The following is a 7,250-nucleotide window of genomic DNA, read 5'->3' as shown; positions in this document are numbered from 1 at the left end:
ATGTGTATAAGAGACAGGCAAAGCACAGGCCGCAACGGCCGCCCCCCTCCGCCTCTTCCCGGAGAGCCCATGTGCGCCTCAACCAGCCCTCCGGGTCGTAGGGCTCCACGATGAGATCCCCACCCATGTGATCCTTAAGGCTAACCACCGCCTCAAGCCTTTTAAGGTATTCATCCTCCGGGTGAACGTTGGAGCCGTAGAAGTACCCGGTCACGTGGAACCGCCCCTTAAGCTCCTCCCATGGAACCGTACCGTCCGGGGCGCAACATATGTGCAACAGAAGCCTGGGCTTAGGGGGCGCATCAAAGTTCCCTTCAGACACCGCAATCCTCCTGAAGCTCCTCCGACGGTTGCCCGGTCTGCGTATCCTTGTCCTTGGATTTGCTCACCACCAAATCGTAAAGCCCCTGCTCACACTTGCTGGCGAAGATCAGATACCCCGTATGCCCCACCATCACGTCCTCGGGCCTAAGGCGCCTTGGATCGGTCTTGAGGTACCTTAGCAGTATCTCCACCACCTGGGGATCCGCAAAACCCTGGGCCCTTAGCTCGTCAAGGGTCCTCTCTATTTGGTTGAAGGTGGGAACCAAAATGCCTATCCGGTTGCCAGGCGCCAAGGCCTCCCTGGCCTTTCCTATGTAGTCCCACGGCGTCGGAAGATCCAGAAAGACCGCGTCCGCATCCCTCTCGTCAAACCCCTCGTCAAGGGACCTCACCTTGAAGGTTATCCGATCCGCCACCCCCCAACGCTCCGCGTTCCGCCGGGCCAGCTGGGAGAACTCCTCCCTGCGGTCATAGGTGTAAACATGGCCATGGTCCCCCACGAAGTGCGCAAAGGCGCAGGTGAGGCTTCCGGAACCGGTGCCGCACTCCACCACCCTGGAGCCGGGCCCCACGTTAAGGTGCATGAGGATAAACCCCGCCTCCTTGGGAAAGACTATCTGGGTGTTCCTCTTAACGCGCCTCAAGTACTCACCCAATGTGGGTTTAAGAAGGGCGAAGACCTCACCGTTGTGGCTTTGCACCACGTCCCCGTAGGTCCTGCCTACGAAGTCGTCGTGCCTTAGCTGTCCAAGCCTTGAACCCTGCACCGCTCCCTTGGATAGCCGCAGAAGGAAGCAGTCCCCCTTTCTGGGGGACCAAAGAAATACCAGGTCTCCGTAGTTAAGCATCGAGCCACTCCTTGAGCTTCAAAAAGGACTGGGCTATCCCCTCCGGGTCAAGCCCCATCATCCGGTAGACATCATCGGAGGCTCCTGAATCGCCGTACCGGAAGACCCCAAGGGGCATGAAGGGAAGGGAAACCCCGTTCCTGGCCATAAGGTTCGCCACCTGGGCCCCAAGGCCGGTGTTGACGTTGTGGTCCTCAACGGTGAGCAGGGGCCCCCGCCCCACCAAGGCAAAGAGCTCATCGGCGGACATGCCCAACGGAGAGGCGGAACAAAGGACCTTCACGTCAACGCCCCGCTCCGCCAGTATCTCCGCAGCCTTAAGGGCCCTTCCCACCATGGGGCCCAACGCCAATATCACCCCTTGGCTTCCATCCCTCACCAGGTCTATGGCCCCGTAGCGGAACAAATAGCCCCCGCCGAATAGGGGGGTACCATCAGGGTCGGTAACCACCGGAAGGACGCTTCGGCCCATGGCTACGCACACGTTGCCCTCCTGGGAGAGGGCCCACCGGACCGCCCTGTCGGTCTGGTTGGGATCCGCGGGCACGATGACCTTCCAGCCAAAGGTGTTGGCGAAAAGCCCAACGTAGTCCACGCACTGGTGGGTCTTCCCGTCCTCCCCCACGTCAAGGCCCACGTGGGTCAGGAAGAGCTTGAGGGAGGAACCGTTTATGTCGTTAAGCCTCTGTTGGTTGTAAACCTCGTCAAGGCCGAAGACCCCGAAATCCGCCCAAACCGCCACCACGCCCGCCACAGAAGCCGCCCCCGCCACGGTGGCGGTGTTGTGCTCCTGTATGCCCGCCTGGACAAACCCCTCTGGGCAGGCCTTTGCAAAACCGTCAAGCTTTACCGACCCCATAAGGTCGCAGTCAAAGGCCAGAATGGGGGTGGCGCCGGAGGCCCCTCTGTTCCTAGCCCCAACGTCCGCCAAGGCCTTGCCGAAGGCGGACCTGTTATCGGTCTTGGCGGACGGATCATAGGTAAAGGGTTCTCCAAGGTCCAACGAAGGCTTTAAGGGGCGCACATGCAACCCCTTCGGCAGAGGACCGCTGCGCATGGACAACATCCGCCGGTACTCCTCCATGGAGCCTCCCAGCTCCTCAAGGGCCTTCTCAAGTTTATCCCCCAACAGGGCCTTGCCGTGATAATCCGGGATGCCCTCCATGAAGGATACCCCCTTGCCCATCACGGTGTCGCACAATATCACCGTTGGAACACCGCATGCCTTGGCGTCCCTCACAGCCCTGTAGAGGTCCTGGAAGTCATGCCCGTCCGCCCTTAGGACGTTCCAGCCGTCCGCCTTCCAAAGGGCCTCTATGTCCGCGGGCATTATCTCCTCTATCCTTCCGCATATCTGAATCCGGTTGTAGTCCACCAGGACGGTTATGTTGGACAGCTTCTCCTTTGAAGCCAGCCGCCGGGCCTCCGCAACCTGCCCCTTCACCTGCTCCCCGTCCCCCATGAGGACGTAAACGTGGGCGGAGGAACCCCTGCCCCGGGCGGCCAGGGCAAACCCCACCCCCGCGGACAACCCCTGTCCCAAGTTACCGGTGCCCCAGTCTATGCCGGGAACCTCCCGCTCCACGTGCCCCTGATAAGGGCTTCCAGCCCGCCTGAAGTTGGGAACCACCTGGTTACGGTCTAAAAGGCCCCAGAATATAAGGGCGCTGTATGCGCCGGGGGATGTGTGGCCATGGCTTATGACCACCCTATCCCGATCCGGATCATCAAGGTTTTGGCGGTTAAGCCTGGCGCAGCCATAGGCGGTCATGTAGATCTCCATGCTGGACATGGAGCCTCCCGGATGACCGCTGGAAGCGCAGGACGTCATCATCACCGCATCTATCCTGCCCCTCCTGGCTCCCTCACGAAGGAGCTCCGCGTAATCCTCGCGGAGCTCTGAATCCCTCATCTCCTCAAGGTACCTCTTAAGCGATTCCATAGGACTGATCTCCTTCCCTTTGACTTGGGTCAAGGGTAATTTTAAACCATAAAAGCCATAAGAAAAGGGCGGGGAAGCCCCCGCCCTTGGATCAGTTTAGGTCCAGAGCCCTTAAGAAAAGCCCATCTACGGTCTACAGCACCTGGTCCACCGGGGTGTAGGGAAGGTTGAAGGCCTCCGCCACGGGCTCACAGGTCACCTTGCCCATCACCATGTTAAGCCCCTTCTTAAGGGCCGGGTTGTCCTTGCAGGCCTGCACGTAGCCCTTGTTGGCCAGCTGCTTGCCATAGTAGATGGTGGCGTTGTTAAGGGCGAACGTGGAGGTTCTGGCATAGGCCCCCGGCATGTTTGCCACGCAGTAGTGCAATATGCCGTCCACCACGTAGATGGGGTCGCTGTGGGTGGTGGCGTGGGAGGTCTCGAAGCAGCCTCCCTGGTCTATGGCCACATCCACCAGCACGGCCCCGGGCTTCATCATCTTCAGATGCTCCTTGCGCACCAGCTTGGGGGCCTTGGCGCCGGGGATGAGAACCGCCCCTATCACCATGTCCGCCTCCTTCAGCCCCTCTTCAAGGGTAACCGGGTCGCTGTAGACGGGGAAAACGTTGCTTGGCATGGTGTCCGCCAGGTACTCCAGGGTACTGGCCTTCACGTCCAAGATAGTAACCTTGGCCCCCATGCCGGCGGCTATCCTAGCCGCGTTGCGGCCCACAACGCCTCCACCCAATACCAGAACGTTGGCGGAAGCCACCCCCGGCACGCCGGAAACCAAAAGCCCCCTGCCGCCATGGGCACGGCCCAGGTAGAAACTGCCCATGAGGGGTGCCATACGGCCCGCCACCTCGCTCATGGGCTTAAGAAGCGGCAACGAGCCATCGGCCTCCATGACGGTCTCGTAAGCCAAGGCCACGATCTTCCTCTCCATGCAGGCCTTCGTAAGCTCCTCGTCGGAAGCGAAGTGGAAGTAGGTGTAAACAAGCTGTCCCTCCCTCATGAGGGGATACTCCTGGGGAAGGGGCTCCTTGACCTTCACTATCATGTCCGACTGGGCCCACACGTCCTCCGCAGTCTCCAGTATCTTGGCCCCCGCCGCCACATACTCCTCGTCGGCTATGCCGGAGCCAAGGCCGGCCCCCTTCTGGATAAACACCTCATGTCCAGACGACACGTAGGCCCTCACCGATGCGNGTATCAACCCAACCCGGTACTCATGGTTCTTGATCTCCTTCGGGCACCCTATCTTCATCTACACTTCCTCCTCTCTGCTATTGGGGATGATCCCCTATTTGCGCCTGTTTTCACTTTTCAACACAAACGGAAGCTCTTCTCCGTAATCTACGCCCTATTCCTCACTTATGTAGACCCTTGGAACCCTCTCGGAGAAAATGCCCGGCACCTCGTAAACTATGGTGCCAAGCCAGGCGGCGAACTCCTCCGGCGTTATGGCCTCCCCGCCCTGGGAGCCCAGTATGACCACCTCGTCTCCCACCTTTACGGATGGGTCATCGGTCACGTCCACCATGCACTGATCCATGCATATGGTGCCCACCACGGGAAAACGCCTGCCCCCTATGAGCACCTGGGCTTTGCCGCCAAGGCATCGCAGGTAACCGTCCCTGTAGCCGATGGGCAGAACCGCTATCCTCTCCTTGCCCCGGGTAACGTATCTCATGCCGTAGCTGACACCCCACATGGGGGGAAGCTCCCTCACCGCCACCACCTGGGTTTTAACCTGAAAGGGAACCTTAAGGTCCAACGGCACAGGACACACCGGCGACGGCCTCATGCCGTACAGCAGTATGCCGGGTCTTACCGCATCAAGGTGGGCGTGGGGCATCCTTATCAGCGCGGCGCTGTTGCAGGCGTGCCTCAACCTGAAGCGGAAGCCCCTGGACCTCATGCGATCCAACACGTCCCCGAAACGCTTGAACTGCTCCTCCGCAAATGAGAGCCTGCTTTCGTCGGCGGTGGAAAAATGGGTGAAGACCCCCTCCACATCCAGGTTGCCCATGGACATTATCTGAGCGGCGGCTTCCTCCGCCTCCTGGGGAAGGAAGCCGATCCTTCCCATTCCGGTGTCAACCTTTACGTGCAACTTCCCCTGACGGCCCTGGCGCTTTGCCTCAGAGCTCATCGCCTCTGCGAAGGCCATGTCCCCCACCGCACATGCCACATCCCGGGCCACCATCTCACCAGCGGCGGAGGGCAGGCTCTGCCCCAGCACCAGGATGGGCTCCCCAAAACCCCACTCCCTAAGCTGAACCGCTTCGTCGGGGATTGCCACCCCAAACCTGGTAACCCCCTCGGCCCGGAGGGATTCCGCCACCTTCCTGGCCCCAAGGCCGTAAGCGTTCGCCTTCACCACGCACATTACCTGGGCCCTGCCGCCCACGTAGGAAGATATCTGCCTGTAGTTGTGCCTTATCGCTTTGAGGTCTACCTCCATCCGAGTAGGCCTTAACATCAAAAATCCCTCCCCAGGATGGAGGGGGGGATCACCCCCCTCCCGGAAGAACTAAAGCTTAAGGCTACCAGAACTCCTCTTTTCGTCAAAATCCCTTACCAACCGACGCACCTCGCCGGAGAGCAACAAAAGGGCTATTATGTTGGGAATAGCCATCAACCCATTGAGCGTATCCGCCAGATCCCATAGGTTGACCAGGATCTCCGCGCCGCCCCAGCCCCCAAGGACAACGCATATGACCCAAAGGGCCTTGAAGGGCGTTATGACCTTAGGACCAAAGAGGTAGGTACCCGCGGTCTCTCCGTACCAATACCAACCCAGTATGGTGGAGAAGGCGAAGAGCGAAAGCCCTACGGACAGAACCATGGTGCCCAGGCTCCCCAAAACGGTCTGGAAGGCCGAAAGGGTGAGCTTGGCGCCGGTGAGCTCCGGCTGCCCAGTCAGAACCCCGCTGGACATTATGGCTATGGCGGTTATGGAGCAGATCACGATGGTGTCGGTGAATACCTCAAACAGCCCATAGACCCCCTGACGCACCGGATGATCCACCACCGCGGTGGCGTGAACCATGGGGGCTGAGCCAAGGCCCGCCTCGTTGGAGAACACGCCCCTGGCAACTCCCTTGGTCATGGCTACCTTGATGGACCAACCCGCTATGGCGCCGGGCATGGCGCTTGGATCCGAAAAGGCGTACTTTATGGCGTTGGCTATGGCGGCGGGCACGGAGGATATGTTTGTGAATATCACCAACAGGCCGCCTACGATGTATATCAGAGCCATTATGGGCGTAAGGTAGGTGGTGACCTTCGCTATGCTGCCAAGACCACCCCATATGACCAAGGCCGTAAGCACCGCCAGGATCACCGCCGTGTATATGTGAGGTATCCCAAAGCCAAGGGACAAACCCTCCGCCGTGGAGTTTGCCTGCACCATGTTGCCTATGCCGAAGGACGCGAAGAACGTGAACACCGCGAACAGCACAGCCAGCCACTTAAGCCCCAGGGCCTTCTCTATGATGTACATGGTCCCGCCGCGCCAGTTGCCAAGGGAGTCCTTCTCCCTGAACCTAACCGCCAGCAACACCTCACAGAACTTGGTGGTCATGCCGAAAACCGCGGATATGAGCATCCAGACAAGAGCTCCGGGACCCCCAAGGTGAAGGGCGGTGGCCACGCCGGCGATGTTGCCGGTCCCAACGGTGGCGGAAAGGGCCGTGGCCAAGGCGGCAAAGGAAGATATGCTGCCCTCCCCCTCTCCACCCTTGCCGATCTTACCCAGAACCTCTTTAAACATGAAACCGAAGTACCTCAGCTGAGGAAAGCCCAAGATAACCGTGAGATATACCCCGGTTCCCACAAAGAGGACCAACATCCAAGGCCCCCATACTATTCCGTTAACTATGCCATTCAGTTTCATTATGGCTTCCATTACATCACCCTCCCCTCGTCCTAGGCCTGTCTCTTCTCTCTAGCCTTCCAGGAAGCGCCTTAACAACCGTTACCCAAACCCGCATATCCCCCCCAAAGTTACAAGTTTCACTACGAATATTCCAACCGTTCTCATTCTTGCAAAACATAGGCACCTTCGTCAAGATGGCGAATTGCCTCACGTAAAATCTAAACGAAAAGGGAACGTTGCCTCACCTAAGAATCCAAACGAAATATGATCCCCT

6 protein-coding genes are annotated in these 7,250 nt (G+C 59.2%); all 6 read right to left on the bottom strand.

Annotated features, from left to right (window positions below; genetic code table 11):
• Nucleotides 1-322: epoxyqueuosine reductase QueH (locus N2315_08470; protein MCX7829210.1), on the bottom strand; the 322-nt coding region annotated here is incomplete at its 3' end.
• Nucleotides 315-1,172: a tRNA (adenine-N1)-methyltransferase gene (locus N2315_08465; protein ID MCX7829209.1), complete on the bottom strand. Its 858-nt coding sequence runs from the start codon at nucleotides 1,170-1,172 to the stop codon at nucleotides 315-317. The genes N2315_08470 and N2315_08465, both read right to left, overlap by 8 nt.
• Entirely contained in the window at nucleotides 1,165-3,114 is a 1,950-nt protein-coding gene (locus N2315_08460) for a transketolase (GenBank protein ID MCX7829208.1), read from the bottom strand. Before N2315_08460 ends, N2315_08465 begins: the two co-directional genes overlap by 8 nt.
• 133 nt (nucleotides 3,115-3,247) lie before the next feature.
• Nucleotides 3,248-4,360, bottom strand: coding sequence for an alanine dehydrogenase (ald, locus tag N2315_08455; GenBank protein ID MCX7829207.1), 1,113 nt, complete (start codon nucleotides 4,358-4,360; stop codon nucleotides 3,248-3,250).
• Nucleotides 4,361-4,456: 96 nt separating this feature from the next.
• Complete coding sequence (alr, locus tag N2315_08450) at nucleotides 4,457-5,578, bottom strand: alanine racemase (protein MCX7829206.1); 1,122 nt, start codon at nucleotides 5,576-5,578, stop codon at nucleotides 4,457-4,459.
• A gap of 51 nt (nucleotides 5,579-5,629) precedes the next feature.
• Entirely contained in the window at nucleotides 5,630-7,006 is a 1,377-nt protein-coding gene (locus N2315_08445) for a sodium:alanine symporter family protein (protein MCX7829205.1), read from the bottom strand.
• Between the last annotated feature and the right edge of the window lie 244 nt (nucleotides 7,007-7,250).

It is taken from the genome of Thermanaerothrix sp., from assembly GCA_026417795.1.
Classification (GTDB): Bacteria; Synergistota; Synergistia; order Synergistales; family Synergistaceae; genus Thermanaerovibrio.
Note: the sequence above shows the minus strand (reverse complement) of the source record. Positions and strands in the feature narration are given on the sequence as shown.

Coding starts and splice junctions, on each gene's coding strand:
- N2315_08460 (MCX7829208.1), bottom strand. CDS start 3,114: ATGGAATCGCTTAAGAGGTACCTTGAGGAGATGAGGGATTCAGAGCTC.
- N2315_08465 (MCX7829209.1), bottom strand. CDS start 1,172: ATGCTTAACTACGGAGACCTGGTATTTCTTTGGTCCCCCAGAAAGGGG.
- alr (MCX7829206.1), bottom strand. CDS start 5,578: ATGTTAAGGCCTACTCGGATGGAGGTAGACCTCAAAGCGATAAGGCAC.
- N2315_08445 (MCX7829205.1), bottom strand. CDS start 7,006: ATGGAAGCCATAATGAAACTGAATGGCATAGTTAACGGAATAGTATGG.